Annotated in this window: 14 protein-coding genes, 1 other RNA gene and 1 other annotated feature; of the genes, 1 reads left to right on the top strand and 14 read right to left on the bottom strand. The window is 47.2% G+C overall.

Annotated features, from left to right (window positions below):
- Positions 1 to 107: 107 nt before the first annotated feature.
- Positions 108 to 557: a hypothetical protein gene (locus tag BLR88_RS05085; RefSeq protein WP_091260107.1), complete on the bottom strand. Its 450-nt coding sequence runs from the start codon at positions 555 to 557 to the stop codon at positions 108 to 110.
- 265 nt (positions 558 to 822) lie between these two features.
- Between BLR88_RS05085 and BLR88_RS05080 the strand changes: the two genes are divergently transcribed.
- Positions 823 to 2,796: a methyl-accepting chemotaxis protein gene (locus tag BLR88_RS05080; RefSeq protein WP_091260105.1), complete on the top strand. Its 1,974-nt coding sequence runs from the start codon at positions 823 to 825 to the stop codon at positions 2,794 to 2,796.
- 96 nt (positions 2,797 to 2,892) lie between these two features.
- Here the strand turns inward: BLR88_RS05080 and BLR88_RS05075 are convergent, their stop codons facing one another.
- The 13 genes from BLR88_RS05075 to BLR88_RS05010 form a co-directional block, all read right to left on the bottom strand.
- On the bottom strand, positions 2,893 to 3,102 hold the full coding sequence (locus tag BLR88_RS05075) for a hypothetical protein (RefSeq protein WP_057897947.1): 210 nt from the start codon (positions 3,100 to 3,102) through the stop codon (positions 2,893 to 2,895).
- 13 nt (positions 3,103 to 3,115) lie between these two features.
- A complete protein-coding gene (locus BLR88_RS05070; RefSeq protein ID WP_057897946.1) occupies positions 3,116 to 3,319 on the bottom strand; it encodes a hypothetical protein in 204 nt (67 codons plus the stop codon).
- Positions 3,320 to 3,352: 33 nt separating this feature from the next.
- Positions 3,353 to 3,832, bottom strand: a complete 480-nt coding sequence (locus tag BLR88_RS05065; RefSeq protein ID WP_057897945.1) for a PRC-barrel domain-containing protein — start codon at positions 3,830 to 3,832, stop codon at positions 3,353 to 3,355.
- A 71-nt stretch (positions 3,833 to 3,903) separates the two neighbouring features.
- Positions 3,904 to 5,037 carry a cysteine desulfurase family protein gene (locus BLR88_RS05060; RefSeq protein WP_057897944.1) on the bottom strand — a complete coding sequence of 378 codons (1,134 nt, stop codon included), beginning with the start codon at positions 5,035 to 5,037 and terminating at the stop codon, positions 3,904 to 3,906.
- A gap of 35 nt (positions 5,038 to 5,072) precedes the next feature.
- Positions 5,073 to 5,492, bottom strand: a complete 420-nt coding sequence (cymR, locus tag BLR88_RS05055) for a cysteine metabolism transcriptional regulator CymR (RefSeq protein ID WP_091260103.1) — start codon at positions 5,490 to 5,492, stop codon at positions 5,073 to 5,075.
- 18 nt (positions 5,493 to 5,510) lie between these two features.
- Positions 5,511 to 6,842 carry an AAA family ATPase gene (locus tag BLR88_RS05050; RefSeq protein ID WP_057897942.1) on the bottom strand — a complete coding sequence of 444 codons (1,332 nt, stop codon included), beginning with the start codon at positions 6,840 to 6,842 and terminating at the stop codon, positions 5,511 to 5,513.
- A gap of 116 nt (positions 6,843 to 6,958) precedes the next feature.
- Complete coding sequence (locus BLR88_RS05045; protein WP_057897941.1) at positions 6,959 to 7,726, bottom strand: tRNA threonylcarbamoyladenosine dehydratase; 768 nt, start codon at positions 7,724 to 7,726, stop codon at positions 6,959 to 6,961.
- 91 nt (positions 7,727 to 7,817) lie between these two features.
- Positions 7,818 to 8,001, bottom strand: a non-coding RNA gene (ssrS, locus tag BLR88_RS05040) — 6S RNA.
- A gap of 90 nt (positions 8,002 to 8,091) precedes the next feature.
- Positions 8,092 to 9,879 (bottom strand): aspartate--tRNA ligase, encoded by a 1,788-nt coding sequence (aspS, locus tag BLR88_RS05035; protein WP_057897940.1) that lies wholly within the window; start codon positions 9,877 to 9,879, stop codon positions 8,092 to 8,094.
- 8 nt (positions 9,880 to 9,887) lie between these two features.
- Positions 9,888 to 11,171, bottom strand: coding sequence for a histidine--tRNA ligase (gene hisS, locus BLR88_RS05030; protein ID WP_057897939.1), 1,284 nt, complete (start codon positions 11,169 to 11,171; stop codon positions 9,888 to 9,890).
- A gap of 124 nt (positions 11,172 to 11,295) precedes the next feature.
- Positions 11,296 to 11,518: a binding site (T-box leader), on the bottom strand.
- Positions 11,519 to 11,581: 63 nt separating this feature from the next.
- On the bottom strand, positions 11,582 to 13,099 hold the full coding sequence (locus tag BLR88_RS05020; protein WP_057897937.1) for a coproporphyrinogen III oxidase: 1,518 nt from the start codon (positions 13,097 to 13,099) through the stop codon (positions 11,582 to 11,584).
- A 28-nt stretch (positions 13,100 to 13,127) separates the two neighbouring features.
- The gene (gene dtd, locus BLR88_RS05015; RefSeq protein ID WP_057897936.1) at positions 13,128 to 13,595 is read right to left on the bottom strand and encodes a D-aminoacyl-tRNA deacylase; all 468 of its coding nucleotides are present in this window, start codon (positions 13,593 to 13,595) and stop codon (positions 13,128 to 13,130) included.
- Positions 13,596 to 13,611: 16 nt separating this feature from the next.
- Complete coding sequence (locus BLR88_RS05010; protein WP_057897935.1) at positions 13,612 to 15,801, bottom strand: RelA/SpoT family protein; 2,190 nt, start codon at positions 15,799 to 15,801, stop codon at positions 13,612 to 13,614.
- Between the last annotated feature and the right edge of the window lie 111 nt (positions 15,802 to 15,912).

The raw sequence follows: 15,912 nt of genomic DNA, 5'->3' as shown, positions 1-15,912 counted from the left end.
ACATGACTGAAAAGATACAAGCCCCCATTTCAAACGGTGTGATCCGTTAAGTGGGGGTAGTTGAGTTGGCGTAAGCAAGTCCAAAAAAACAACGACATGTTCTTAAATCACATTGATTGAACAGAGACCTTTTTTCGGCTGGCAATCCACATACTAAAGGGAATACTTAAAAATCCTAAAATAACATAAACAGGGGTGAAATATGGAGCTGCTTCAGCTTCAATAAAGTTCATTACTGTTACTCCACTGGTATCCCCATCTCCTCCAGCTGCAAGCAAAACAGCTCCAATAAAATAGATGAGTACCTTCTCACATACTACTGGTACAACACTTAGCCAAAACGCGCTTTTTACAGGATGAGAAAAAAACATCCGAGCATATATACCAGTTAAAAAATAGGGTACAATAATTAACAAAATTCCAAGATAAGTACCTGAATAGATTCGATAGCGATCAATAGGAAGCCCAGTAATTAGTCCATATAAAGTTGTAGCCATTAAAAAGACCGTAAAATAGCAAAGAGTAATCATCAACCAGCCATTAATAAATTTCCCCATAGATGCACCTCCATCCTTATTTTACCACATAGCTTCGCCTTCATCCTATATCAACTACATTTTTAAAAAAATGACTGAGAAATTATTTTGCCTTATTCTTTCCTCAAGCGTAACTTATGGTGAAGAACCATTTCCCATTCAATTTAACCAAATTTTTATATTGTATTAATATATACCCAAAATTACCCTGCTATCATAAACATTAAATTAGTTCTTAAGACCTCAATAAAGAAGAATAATTCTAGCATATTAAGGCGGAAGAATCATGAAAAAACATATAACTCTCCAGACAAGATTAATGATTTTATTGACAGTAGTAACGGTCATCGCTTTCGCTACCCTGTACTTTTTCGTGGAACGAAGCGTCACCCAATCGCTGCGCGCCGCTACTTTGCAAGGGATGGACCAAGCTTCAAGCGAAGCTGCCATCCTTGTCGGCAAGGATTTGACTGACAGGCAACAATCGCTGTTTCAATTGGCCCAATTTCCCATAATTAAAGCGGTTGACACCCGGTCAGACCGAGCGGATGAAGCGGGCCGTTTTCTGACTTCCATTACTAGAAATCAACCTGAATACGAAGCGTTGTATATTACGATGCCGGAAGGAAACATCATTGCCGGCTCAAACGGATACATGATTGGCCAAACGTTTCCCGAACTTGATGTATTACAAACAGCGCAAAAAGCGGGAAAACGCATCATTAGCAATGTGCGCTATGGAGAGGATGGAAGTCCTTTGCTTTATTTGACAGAGCCGGTTAACAATGGACGCAGCTTCCTTGTGGCTGCCATACGGCTGGACGCTATCGGTTCGCATATTGCGCGAATAAAAATGGGGAAAACGGGATACGCTTATTTGGTTGATAAAAATGGTCTCATATTGGCGCATCCACTGAAAAAACACGTGGCCAAACTCCGGATAAACAAACAAAACTTCGGTCAAGCCATGCTAAAGATGAAAAAGGGGCAACTGGAATACACGTTTGAAGGAAAATCCAACCTCGTATCATTTCGGCCCATCGAACAAACCGGGTGGATTGTGGCTATTACAATGGAAAGTCAAGAAGCGTACGCGGCCATTGCGCAGACCCGTTACATCATTTTAATGATTTCCCTGATTTCCCTTCTTGTTTTGCTGCTTATTCTATCATTCATTATGAAACGTACGCTCGTAAAACCCATTCAGCATGTTCAGGAATGCTTTAAAATAGCCGCAAGCGGCGATTTGACAACACAGGCGCATATTGTACGCGAAGACGAGCTAGGGCATCTGGCGCGTGGTTTTAATCAAATGACCGGTGACTTACGCAATCTGGTAGCTACCATGCAGCGCTCGGCAGAAGAAGTATCTTCCACCTCCGAACAATTGGCCGCCACCGCTGAAGAGACCGGCGCCTCCGCCTTGCAAATTGCCCATACGATACAGCAAATCGCGAAAAATATTAATGAACAGGCAGAAGCGGTTGACCATGTTCATGTAGAGATGAACCATGCCCATGAAAAAGTCAAGGATACCACGACCGCCGCGTCTCAGGCGCTGCAAGTGGCCGAGGAGACACGCCGAGCCGCAAATGAGGGAATGGCGTCTGTTAATGAAGCGATCCAGCACCTTGATACGGTAGCCCAAGCCGTTATCTCCACCACAGAAACCATTCAAAAATTAGGGCAACGCTCGGAAGAGATCGGAAATGTCGTGCATATGATTTCCTCCATTGCCGAGCAGACCAATCTATTGGCACTAAATGCCACTATCGAAGCCGCGCGGGCCGGTCAACATGGAAAAGGATTTGCGGTCGTCGCAGGAGAAGTGCGGAAGCTGGCAGAAGAAGCGGCAAAAGCGGCACAGGAAATTGTGAATTTGGTGAAACATATCCAAAGCGAAACAGCGGTTACTATCCGCTCAATGGAAATGAATGTGGAGCAAGTACAGCGCCAAATCTCCATCATTAATCAAGGGGAAAGGGCTCTATTCAACATTGTGGAGAAAACGAACCAAACAAAAAAAGAGATGGAAAAAATTAAACAAAAACAAGAAGAAGTTCATCAAATGGTAGAAAATTTGCACGAGCGAATCCGGTTTGTTGCGGCAGTGAGCCGGGAAACCTCGGGCGGATTACGTGAAATCTCCGCTTCCATCCAAGAGCAAAGTCAAACAGCTGAAGATATGTCCTTAAATATCGAATCATTGTCTGAACTGGCCGCACGAGCCCATCAAGAAGCCCTTAAATTCAAAGTATAAGAAACCGAAGCAATAAAAAACGAGGAAGCATGCACGCGAAAAGTCTATGTCCCAAGCAGGGAAAAAGACAACACGTGTTGCTCCTCGTTTTCGTTTTTATCGAAACGCCTTTCGCAGCATCCGCATGCCGGCGCCTGTCATAAAGCGTGGCGAAATGTTTAACATCCCGGCGAATCTAAAATTGCGCAGCATACGATTTCCGAAACGGAAAATACGCTCCGCACGGCTTCGTCTCGCCCGCCGCATGATTCCGACAAGGCTCATTGCGACCAGTATCGCAGCTCCCATCCAAAGTGAACGGTTCACCGCACTCATCTCCTTACATATTAGTCTCAAACGGCGGTGGGCAATCTTCAAAAAACAAATCATTCAGCGAATGCAAAGTTCCGTCTTCTTCCACCTGGAAAACGGACGATACTTTATTCCCTGAAGTCGTAAATTCAATGTAGCAGTTCCAGCAATAGTACTGATTGGTACCGATTTTACCGATATCTTTTGACTGACAGTTAGGGCAATTTATCATTCCTTTTTTCCTCCTGTACGCGGAAGGGCCGCCTTACTCCCCAGGGGAGACAATTACCGTATCCTCGCCCATTTTTATATTCGGCGCGCTCCGAATCATTTTACGACCGTCCATAATATCCGACAAAATTCCGTTAGACAATTCGTACCCTACTATTCTCCCCGTTTCCGCAGAAAAATAAACATCTTCCACAAACCCCAACTGCTCGCCAGTGTCCGTGATAAACATTCGATTCTGCATGTGAGCCTTTCCGGTCTGAACACATATCCAGTTAGAAGGAAGAGAAGAAAAGAGTACCATCGCCCTCTCAGTTATCGTTACGCAATCGGCACCTATCGCACAAATCGCTTCCGCTGGCACATACTTTCCCTTCCTAAGAAAGTTTTTCTCCACAAGCAAAAGCCCGGCCAGCTCCATCCGTTCATTGAACAGAAGATCATGGACATAGCCCACCTCTTTGCCCCGCTTCAGTTCAATAACAGGAAGTCCAATGATGTCGCGTGCCCGCTGCATAGCGATCATCTCCTTCCATATCCTTTAGTATGGGGCAAAGAGGTGAGACTATGCTACAAAAAGGATACCAATCATCCCTTATTCACAATTCGCGCAATTCGTTCCGCAGCTTCCCGCACTTGCTCTTCCGTATTGCCGTAACCAAAGCTGAAACGAATGGCAGAAATGAGCCGATCTTCCGGCAGGTTCATAGCGCGCAGCACATGAGAAATTTCCAGCGATCCGGACATGCATGCTGAACCGCTCGCAGCGGCAACGCCCGCGATATCGAGCTTCATCAGCATCGCTTCCGTCTTCGTACCAGGAAAACTTACATTCAAAATATGCGGCATATAAAACTTGGGATGTCCGTTCACTACGTAATCAACACTTTGTTCATCCCAAACGGCCATCATCATCCGACGCAGCTTCTCATAATGCGCGCGCCTCTCTTCCCGTGTATTTATAGCGAGCTCAGCTGCGCGGGCAAATCCGACAATACCGGCTACATTTTCCGTTCCGGCACGCCGCTTTTTTTCCTGATTGCCACCGTGTATATAGGAAGCAATTTTAATTCCGCGTCTTGCGTAAAGGGAGCCAACACCTTTCGGCCCGTTGACTTTATGGGCAGAAATCGACAGCAAATCCACATGCAAGCGTTTCACATCCACTTCTTCAATCCCAAACGCCTGCACCGCGTCCGTATGGAAATATACGCCTCGCTCTTTGGCTAGCTTGCCGATTTTACCGATGTGTTGCAACGTACCAACTTCATTGTTGCCAAACATAATGCTAATCATCACCGTGTCCGGACGGATCGCCTGCGCTACATCTTCAACAGCCACGCGTCCCGTCTCATCGACAGGCAAATACGTCACCTCATAACCGAGAGACTCAAGATATTCGCATGTATGCAAAACGGCGTGGTGCTCAATCTGGCTCGTAATCAAATGCTTGCCTTTATCCCGGTTGGCCGTCATCACGCCAATAAGCGCCATATTATCGGCTTCAGTACCACCGCTCGTAAAAATAATTTCTCCCGGTTCTGCATTCACGCAACGTGCGATAATGGAACGCGCTTCATCAACGGTATGTCGTACACGCTGTCCGAATCTATGCATGCTAGACGGATTGCCATGCATGTCACGATAATACGGAAGCATTGCTTCCAGCACTTCAGGATGAACAGGAGTGGTCGCCGCATGATCCAAATAAATTTCTTGCATGGTGTCTCTCCTTACCATTCATCAATTTACCTGTGTTAAATATAAAACATATACGAATCCGTCTGATTTTCGTCTTTATAAGAGATCAAATCCTGCAACGTAGTCGTATCGAGCACCTGACTGATACTGTCACGGATGCGAATCCATAAATTGCGCTTGGCTGGATCTTCTTCCTCTTCAAATTCAACTGGACTGATCGGGCCTTCCAGCACGCGAATAACATCGCCTGCCGTAATCTCTTCCGGCGGACGAGCAAGAATATATCCACCATAAGCGCCGCGGATGCTTTTTACAAGTCCAGCATTCCGGAGCGGAGCCACAAGCTGCTCAAGATAATGTTCTGATAAATCATGTTTCTGTGCGATCGCCTTCAACGACATCTGGCCTTCCCCATATCGGTTCGCCAGTTCCATCATAATAGTCAAACCATATCTTCCTTTTGTTGATATTCTCAAATAAATCCACCCTTCTTTCTATTTTTCTTTCCTTATGGTACGCAAATACTCCTTCATATGGCGTTCATAGCCAATTTCTTTCGGCCGGTAAAATGTCTCGTTTACCCCTTCGGGCAAGTATTGTTGTTTCACATATGAATTCGGATAATCATGCGGATACAGATATCCCTCCCCATGTCCGAGTTTCTCGGCACCTTTGTAATGCTTGTCCCGCAAATGCAGCGGTACAGCACCATGCCCGTGCTGCCGAACGTAACGAAGCGCAGCATTGATTCCCTCGTACGCAGCGTTGCTTTTAGGCGCCGAAGCGAGGTATGTAGTCGCCTGCGCCAGCGGAATGCGTCCTTCCGGCATGCCAACAAGCTCCAGCGCTTGGAATGCTGCGATCGCCACCTGCAAGGCCCGCGGATCGCCATTACCTACATCTTCAGAAGCAGCAATGACCAGCCGACGCGCGATAAATCGCGGATCTTCCCCGGCATCAATCATGCGCGCCAGCCAATACAGCGCCGCATCCGGGTCAGAACCACGAATGGATTTAATGTATGCGGAAATCGTATCATAATGGTTGTCTCCTGTCTTATCATACCGCACCGCGCGCCGCTGGATAGAATCAACCGCTATGTCCAGCGTAATGCGCACATTTCCCTCACTGTCTCTCGGTGTTGTCGCAACAGCCAGTTCCAGCGCATTCAGCAAGCGGCGGCCATCTCCTTCCGCATACCGGATAAAATGATGACGCGCTTCCTCATCTAATTGTACAGAAAGTTTACCATATCCCCGTTCCTTATCGGTAAGCGCCCGGTCAATCACCCGGTTCATGTCTTCCTCCGTTAACGCGCGCAACTGAAACAGTTGGGAACGGGAAAGCAGCGCAGCGTTTACTTCAAAAAAAGGATTCTCAGTTGTCGCGCCAATTAGCCGGATGGTTCCATCTTCCACATACGGCAATAACGCATCTTGCTGGGATTTATTGAAACGGTGGATTTCATCCACAAACAGCGTTGTCCCTTGTCCGTACATCTCTCGGCGCTGCTTTGCTTCTTCCACTACCCGCCGGATATCCGCCACACCCGCGGTGACGGCATTCATATCGGTGAAGTGCGTTTGCGTCGTCCGAGCAATGATGCGGGCGAGCGTCGTTTTTCCGGTGCCTGGCGGCCCGTGAAAAATAAGCGAAGATATGCGATCAGCTTCGATCGCACGGCGCAGAAGCTTCCCTTCACCAAGAATGTGATTCTGTCCAACAAACTCGTCCAGCGTGCGCGGTCGCATGCGATCCGCCAGCGGCTGGTGTCTGCTTTGTCCGCGCTCATTTTCTTCTTCTTGAGCGTAGGAGAATAAGTCCATTCGTCGCCCCCTCCTTGCGCCTCATTCCTAAATCCTACTAATTATAGAAAAAAAATAAGCATAAGTAAAGGATGCCGCCACAAAACCAGCACCCTTTCCTTGCTTTTTTTCCTATCTTAGTCTTCCCGCAACACTTCGATACCGGCTTTCTCCAGCAGGTCACGAATAATGACACTTGTCATGATTAATCCGGCGACAGATGGTACAAACGCCACGCTCGCCGGTGGACGGATCGCTTTGCGGATCGGGGAATTCGGATCCTGCACAACCTCTTTCAATACCTCTTCACGGGCCGCGACCGGCGTTTCAGTAGAATATACCACTTTTACACCTTTCTTGATCCCTTTTTTGCGCAGCTCCCGGCGTAGCACTTTAGCTATCGGATCATAAGAAGTTTCAAACAAATCCGCTACCTGAAAACGCGTAGGATCCAGCTTATTGGCTGCTCCCATGCTGCTGATAAGCGGAATGCCGCGCTCACGACACTGAAGAATCAAGTGCAACTTGGCCGAGATGGTATCCATCGCGTCAGCTACATAATCAAGCTTATGTTTAAACAATTGCTCATACGTTTCCTCGTTGTAGAACATTTTTAACGTAACAACTTCACATTCTGGATTAATGCTCGCAATCCGCTTTTTCATTATATCCACTTTTGACTGCCCGATCGTCTCAAGCGTCGCCGGAATTTGCCGGTTACAATTCGTGATGTCGACATCGTCCTTGTCGATAAGAACCAGTTTGCCGATACCAGTACGGGCGAGCGATTCGACGGTAAAGGAACCGACCCCCCCTACACCCAGCACGGCGACGGCGCTGTCCCTAAACAATTCGATTCCTTCGCGACCGACTGCAAGCTCTGTGCGAGAAAATTGATGCAGCATAACGATCTCCTTTTCATTTTGTTTTCTTATATGGTAAAAGAAAGCCCGCAGAGAGAAATCCTCTGCGGGCCGCAGCATTAACAATAAAAGTAAGAACCCCAGGAATGCCGTGATGCCTGTGTTTTGAACCTGCTCTGGCAGGTGGGAGACCTGTCCGCTGCTTTACAGGTCCGCTCAATTCAGGGCGGCTTCTGCGCCACAGCGGAACCCCAGTTTCCCTTTTCATTAGTGTTGGTACAAAACAAACGGGTCGCTCACGCACATCACAGGGTTCTTAACTTTGTTGTGACTTCATCTTACACAATTTTGAAAACGATTTCAAGCGGTAAATTCGGCCCAATTTTCACTAATTATTACCAAGTTACTTATTTATCATCTGACTTCTTTGGCATAAAAACGCGGATCGATAACTCTTCCAACTGCTTCGGATCGACCGTGCTCGGTGCGTCCGTCATAAAATCACGGGCACTTGCCGTTTTCGGGAATGCGATCGTGTCGCGCAGACTGCTTCGACCGGCCAAAATCATTACGATACGATCCAGGCCAAACGCGATACCGCCGTGCGGAGGCGTACCATACTCGAATGCATCCAGAAGGAAGCCGAATTTCTCCTGTGCTTCTTCCTGGCTAAAGCCAAGCGCTTTAAACATTTTCTCTTGCACATCGCGCTTATAAATACGCATGCTGCCGCCGCCGATCTCAAAACCGTTCAGTACCATGTCGTACGCTTGAGCGCGAATTTTCCCAGGATCGGTATCGAACAATTCCACATCTTCCGGACGCGGGCGGGTAAACGGATGGTGCAGCGCCACATACCGCTTTGCCTCTTCATCCCATTCAAGCAATGGGAAATCCACAACCCATGCAAAGGCAAACTTGCTTTCATCAATGAGACCGAGCTCTTTACCGAATTTCAGACGCAGCGCACCGAGAGAATCGGCCACGACTTTCGGCTTGTCCGCCACAAATAACAACAGGTCATTGTTCTCTACCTGCATGCGATCTTTGATAGCGGCAATTTCTTCTTCCGTAAAAAATTTGGCGATCGGCCCTTTTATTTCATCATCTTTAAACGCCATCCATGCCAGGCCTTTCGCACCATAGCGGCCCGCAAATTTCATCAATTCATCCACATCTTTGCGGGAGTAGTGCGCGCACCCTTTTACGTTGATGCCTTTTACTTGCCCGCCTTTTTTCATTGTGCTGCTGAACACCTGGAAGCCACAGTTTTCTGCGATGTCCGAGATATCTACTAATTCCATACCGAAGCGAAGATCAGGCTTGTCTGAGCCGTAACGATCCATAGCTTCCGCGTATGTTAGGCGCTGGAACGGTGTTTCAATGTCGATATTGAGCACTTCTTTGCAAACTTTTGCCATCATTTCTTCCATCATGGACATTAACTCCTCCATGTTAAGGAACGATGTCTCAATATCGACCTGTGTAAACTCCGGCTGGCGATCTGCACGCAAGTCTTCGTCACGGAAACAACGCACAATTTGGAAATAGCGTTCATAGCCCGCCACCATCAGCAATTGCTTAAAAATCTGCGGCGACTGCGGCAGCGCGAAAAATTCACCCGGGTTCACGCGGCTAGGCACCAGATAGTCACGCGCTCCCTCCGGCGTACTTTTGGTAAGCATAGGCGTTTCGATTTCAAGAAAACCTTTGCTATCCAGATAATCGCGGAACAACTTCGTCACTTTATGGCGCAGTTCCATCGTTTTATACATTTCCGGACGACGCAGATCCAAATAACGATACTTTAAGCGAATTTGTTCATCTACATCGATATTATCTTCAATAAAGAACGGTGGCGTTTTTGCCTGGTTAATGATTTCAATTTCATTTACCTGTACTTCAATTTCCCCGGTTTCCAAGTTCGGATTCACTGTTTCCGGATCTCGCTCTACGACTTTTCCTTTTACGCTGACAACATATTCACTGCGCAGCTTATCACCAACCGCATGCGCTTCCGGATTAATCTCAGGATTAAATACGATTTGCACAATACCCGTACGATCGCGCAAATCGACAAAGATAACCCCCCCCAAGTCGCGGCGCTTCTGCACCCATCCGTTTAAGACAACCTCTTTGCCCACATCTGTTCTGCGGAGCGTGCCGCAAAATACGTTTCGTTGTTGGAATTCCATTTCTCTTCCTACCTTCCTTGCTTATCGTTTTTAGTAATTTCCTGGACTTTTGCTATAACTTTGTCAAAAGCCACTTCCTGCTGATCGCCTGTCTCCATGTTTTTGAGAACGACGATATCCCGCGAAAGTTCATCCTCTCCTATGATAACCACAACTTTCGCCTGCAAACGATCTGCCGCTTTCATCTGAGCCTTCATCTTCCGACCCAAGTAATCCTTATCAGCAGTAAGCCCTTGACGGCGCATCTCGTTCAAAAGCAGAAACGCCTTCTCCTCCGCTGCTTCCCCAAGGCCAATGACAAAGCAATCCAGTCCTTGGTCAATTGGAAGTTCTACGCCTTGGGTTTTCAACGCGAGCAGCACCCGCTCAATACTCATAGCAAAACCGATTCCTGGCATATCGTTGCCGCCGATTTCCTGCACAAGGCCGTTGTAACGTCCGCCACCGCAGATGGTGCTGACGGCGCCGATGCCGCGTTCCATAATCTCAAACGCAGTGTGTGTATAATAGTCAAGACCACGTACCAGATTCGGATTAACTACATATGCGATTCCTAAATCATCCAGATGCTTTTTCACTTTCTCGAAATACGACTTGGATGCTTCATTTAAATAATCAAGAATAGTAGGCGCCGTTTTCATTACTTCTTTGTCCGCATCTTTTTTGCAATCAAGAATACGCAGTGGATTACGCGTAAGGCGCGACTGACAATCGGAACAAAACTCATGGATGTGTGGCGTAAAGTGTTTGATGAGCGCTTCACGGTGCGCTTTGCGGCTTTCCGCGTCACCCAAGCTGTTGAGTTCAACGTGCAGTTTTTTCAGGCCGAGTTCTTCGTACAATCGCATTGCCAGCGCAATGACCTCCGCGTCAATCGCTGGATCATTGCTGCCAATCGCTTCGACACCAAACTGCGTAAACTGGCGCATCCGGCCCGCCTGCGGGCGCTCGTAACGGAACATGGGTCCTATGTAATATAGTTTTGTTGGTTGCTGCGGGGAGCCATACATTTTGTGTTCAATGTAAGCGCGTACCGTCGAAGCGGTCCCCTCCGGGCGCAAGGTTAGACTGCGGCCGCCTCGGTCTTCAAACGTGTACATTTCCTTTTCCACAATGTCCGTCGTCTCGCCGACACCGCGCTGAAACAGCTCAGTATGTTCAAAAACCGGCGTTCTAATTTCCGAATAATTGTAACGACGACAAATGTCTCGCGCCTTATCTTCAATATACTGCCACAGTTCGATCTCGCCAGGCAGAACATCAGCTGTTCCTCGTGGAACCTGGATCATCATTGGCCCTCCTTAAAAATTAAAAATGTATAAACATGGAAGAAGAATGAGCGGTTCGACGATTGCATCCGACCTTTTTTCTCCTGTCTCCTTCCACATTAAAAAATCTCCCGCCACTGACACAGTTGTCAGGGACGAGAGATTGCTATTTATTCCCGTGGTACCACCCTGCTTGGATATATAAATATCCCGCTCTATATCCCGTAACGCGGGAACACGCCATGTGTTTGTTTCCACAAGGTCTTCCGGGTTGTCGTTCATCAAGAGCTGTCGGGAATGCTTCCAGCCTCTGACATTCCTCTCTGTGCGGCAGTACTTCCTGACTACTTTGTGCCCTTCATCAGATCAATATCCTTTTGTCACAATTGTTTTTTATATTACTTATTTCGACAGTGTTTGTCAAGAGTGGGGGATTATACTCCTGTCTTGATTCCAAACAAATCATCAAGAACTTTGATTTTGGCTTCAGTGTAATGTTTGTAGTTTTCGTTGTAAGCTTTCGGCTCTTTCGGATTGGCAAAGCGGGAAATAGCCCCGGTCATAGGATGAACCCATTTGCTGGCCGCGCCACATCCCAGACCGATAATGGTTTGCATTTCTTCCATGATCATAATATTGTACAGGCTTTCCTGACCCGGCTTTGCGTAACCAACATTCTCCAAATTCCCAAGGATATTTTTCTGGCGATAAAGGTAGTATGGTACATAGCCGCGCGCTTTCGTCCATTCCTCCGCCCGCTTCATCATCTCCTGGATTTCTTCGCGGCTTGCGACTTTGTATTTTTCTTTATTGCGTGTCATTTCCGAAGCGCGCTTAAAGGATAACGTATGCACCGTCACCGACTCCGGCATTAGCTTCTCCGTTTCCGCAAGCGTATGTTCAAATTCAGTCACACCTTCGCCAGGCAAACCGATAATCAAATCCATGTTGATATTGTTCATCCCAGCTTCGCGTGCGAGGCGGAACTTATCGATCGTTTCCTGCACCGTGTGGTGACGCCCGATAGCTTTCAGTGTTTCTTCAATATACGATTGCGGATTGATGCTAATACGGTCAATCTTCCATTTTTTCAGCACTTCCAGCTTTTCTAGCGTAATTGTGTCCGGGCGGCCCGCCTCCACCGTAAGCTCTCGTACTTTATCCATATGAGGGAAAGAAGCGTACATTTCTTCATATAGCCTATCCATCTCTTCGGCGGTAATGCTTGTTGGCGTCCCCCCTCCGAAATAAATCGTTGTAATTTTCATATCATGCTCTTTTAGCCAGCGTCCGATCTCGCGCATTTCATAATGTAATCCGCCGAGAAAGGAGTCAACAGAGCCCTGCTTTCCGCTAATCGCATAGGCTGGAAACGTGCAATACGCACATTTGGTCGGGCAAAACGGAATGCCGATATAAATGCTGACTTCTCCCCGCAAATGATACAAGTCAGGCACCATCGTCAACTGGCGGTCAACGATTTGTTGCATAAGATCAATTTTTTCCTGGCGAATCAAAAAATCCTCGCGCAACTCACGGTGCGCTTGCTCACGCGGTACATTTCGCTGAACTTTGCGATGCAACAGCTTCGTTGGCCGGATTCCGGTGAGAATGCCCCAGGGCTGTTCAATACCCGTATAGCGTTCCAACACGTCAAGCAGCGGGTGGCTTATCACCTGCTTGGCCTGTTTTCGCCATTCTTTATCCTCCTGACAATACGAAATCCGGCGCAAATACGATGCTTCATATACCTTTCCGCTCCGCTTTTCCGTCAGGCGGGCATGCGCGTACAGTTCCTGTTCCCCTGTAAGCGTAAGCTCGATATTTACATCCGGCGTTCTATCTTCCGCACTTATTCCAAACCAAATCTGTGCTTCTTCAAAAAACAGTTGAACAATATGTTCTAACGGCTGGCGGAATAATTCCGCCGCACCTACTACCTGTATAATCATGAAATAACTCCTTTATCAGCACTTTCCGTTAAGAGGGTAGCGAACGAGAAGAACAGGGGGGACTTTCGACAATCAAGGTAACCGGTCCATCATTGATAAGAGCTACTTCCATCATTGCTCCAAAGATACCGGTCTCGACCTTCAAGCCCTGCTCACGAAGCTTCTCATTAAAAAAATCATACAGCGGTTGCGCCTGCTCAGGTCGAGCTGCTTCCACAAAGCTGGGGCGACGTCCTTTGCGCGTATCGCCATACAGCGTAAACTGCGAAACGGAAAGAATCGCCCCGCACACATCTTTTACAGAGCGGTTCATCTTTCCGTTCTCATCCTCAAAAATGCGCAAATTGGCGATTTTTTCCGCGACATACTCCGCATCTTTCTTCGTATCATTATGCGTAATGCCAACCAAAAGAACAAGCCCGCTGTCAATTTTGCCGATCATCTTATGATTTACTGTAACGGATGCTCGTTTGGAACGTTGAACAACTACTCGCATTGTGTGCCAGTCCTTTCTACGTATTCATTACACGACGAACGGAATACACATCGCGAATTTTCTTGATCCGCTCCACTACCTTGTGAAGATGATCTAAATTCTGGATGGAAATCGTCATATTGATTTTCGCCACACGATTTTTATCCGATTTGCCAGAAACGGCCGTAATCCTCGTCTTCATATCAGCTACCGTCGCCAGCACTTCATTCAACAAACCGCTTCGGTCATGACCGGTAATTTCGATGTCCACATTGTACTCATGTTTAAGATCGGCGTCCCATTCAACCGAAATAAGGCGCGCCCTATCTTCTTCACTACAGGCTTGAATATTCAAGCAATCCTGGCGATGGACAGAAACTCCGCGACCACGCGTAATAAACCCAACAATGTCATCACCTGGTACGGGATTACAGCAGCGCGAAAAACGGATCAGCAGATTATCGACACCTTTTACGCTTACTCCCTGATCCGGACGCTTGCGCGGCGCATCCTGCTTAATCTCGGTTACGTTGGATTGCTGTTCTTCTCGCTCTTTACGAATTCTGTCCGTCAGACGGGTAGCGATTTGCGCCGCTGTAATGCCACCGTATCCAACCGCGGCAAACATATCTTCTTCACCCTGAAAGTTAAACTTGTTCGCTACCTCCTGCAAATTTTCCGCAGTCATGATCTCTTTCGGTTCATAGTTATTTTTCTTCAGTTCATTTTCTACCATTTCACGGCCTTTTGCCACGTTTTCTTCCCGTTTTTCCTTCTTGAACCACTGCTTAATTTTGTTGCGGGCGTGGGAAGACTTCGTAATCTTCAACCAATCGCGGCTCGGCCCATAGCTATGCTTCGAAGTAAGAACTTCGACGATATCTCCTGTCTTCAGCTCATGATCAAGCGGAACAATTTTGCCATTGACCTTGGCACCAATCGTCCTGTTGCCGACTTCAGAGTGAATGCGGTAGGCAAAATCGAGCGGAACAGAGCCTTTTGGTAATTCGATGACATCCCCTTTTGGCGTAAAAACAAATACGTGATCGGCAAACAAGTCCATTTTCAATGACTCCATGAACTCTTGCGCATCTCTCGTCTCATTCTGCCATTCTAAAATTTGACGGAACCAAGACAGCTTCCGCTCAAAACTGTTCTCATCCCCGACTGTTTTTCCTTCCTTATAGGCCCAGTGAGCGGCAATACCGTACTCGGCAATCCTATGCATCTCATATGTGCGGATTTGCACTTCCAGCGGTTCACCATTAGGCCCGATAACCGTCGTATGGAGCGACTGGTACATATTCGCTTTTGGCATGGCAATGTAATCTTTAAATCGGCCTGGCATCGGCTTCCACAGCGTATGAACGATCCCAAGCGCTGCGTAACAATCGCGTATATCATCCACAATAATTCGAACGGCCAGCAAGTCATAAATTTCGTTAAATTCTTTGTTTTGCTTAACCATCTTACGATAGATGCTATAAATATGTTTAGGGCGTCCGGAAATCTCCGACTTGATATTAATTTCCTTCAGCTTCTCTTCAAGTGTCTTGATAACACCTTCAATATACTTCTCCCGTTCAGCCCGTTTCTTTTTCATTAAATTGACAATTCGATAATATTGCTGCGGATTGATGTAGCGTAAGCCCGTGTCCTCCATCTCCCATTTAATGGAAGCGATTCCAAGTCGATGTGCCAGCGGTGCAAAAATTTCTAGTGTCTCATCCGAAATCTGGCGCTGTTTCGCTTCCGGAAGATGCTTAAGCGTCCGCATATTGTGCAACCTGTCTGCCAGCTTAATTAGCATGACACGCAAGTCTTTCGCCATAGCGAGGAACATTTTCCGGTGGTTTTCCGCCTGCTGCTGCTCTTTTGATTTGAACTTAATCCGTCCAAGCTTCGTAACGCCTTCAACCAGATTTGCCACTTCCGTCCCAAATTCTTCGGCAATCTGTTCGCTCGTTACTTCCGTATCCTCTACCACATCATGCAAAAACGCGGCGGCCACCGTAACCGCATCCATCTGCAAATTAATCAGAATGCCGGCTACTGCAATCGGATGGATAATATATGGTTCTCCTGATTTCCGCACCTGCCCGTCATGGGCTTTACGCGCGAATTCATAAGCCTTCCAAAGAAATTCGACATCTTTTTCCGGTAAATACGCCTTTGCTTTTTCTATGACTTGATCGATCGCGCTCTCAATCGTCGTTTCGGTGCTCATGACATTAATCTCCTTTGTCACTCCCCTAGAATATTACCTTTTATTATCTGTGAATTACATGGGAAAGTAAAGAGGAAGGAAAAAATCCTTCCTTGTCATGTGTGAGGAAGG

It is taken from the genome of Aneurinibacillus thermoaerophilus, assembly GCF_900099925.1.
GTDB classification, from domain to species: domain Bacteria; phylum Bacillota; class Bacilli; order Aneurinibacillales; family Aneurinibacillaceae; genus Aneurinibacillus; species Aneurinibacillus thermoaerophilus.
Note: the sequence above shows the minus strand (reverse complement) of the source record. Positions and strands in the feature narration are given on the sequence as shown.